The sequence below is a fragment of the Streptomyces fildesensis genome (genome assembly GCF_016107395.1).
In the GTDB taxonomy this organism is placed as follows: domain Bacteria; phylum Actinomycetota; class Actinomycetes; order Streptomycetales; family Streptomycetaceae; genus Actinacidiphila; species Actinacidiphila fildesensis.
Window position 1 is genome coordinate 1 of sequence record NZ_JAAIKO010000413.1, and the last position, 223, is coordinate 223.

1 protein-coding gene is annotated in these 223 nt (G+C 45.3%); it reads right to left on the reverse strand.

The annotated features are described in order from the left end of the window. Positions 1 to 13 precede the first annotated feature (13 nt). Positions 14 to 223 (reverse strand): hypothetical protein (locus tag C6N31_RS45015; RefSeq protein ID WP_232486402.1); only part of this gene is annotated, 210 nt, incomplete at its 5' end.

Genomic DNA, 223 nt, shown 5'->3' on the forward strand with positions numbered 1-223 from the left:
GTTCTGCCAGGCTTCACCGCATCTCTTTCAACTCTTCCTCGACGTTTCTCCGCAAGTCGAGTAAATTGCCAATTGAAAAATCATCTGTTGCCCAATCAGAGACTGGTGGAAAATCGAATGACAAATCCGGGGTTTTAGAAGCAGAGGAAGAAGTCAAAGTGGAAGAAAAGCCTAAGAAGGCCAAGGAAGATGGGAATTTAAAGCCGTGGAAGTTAAGGGTGAG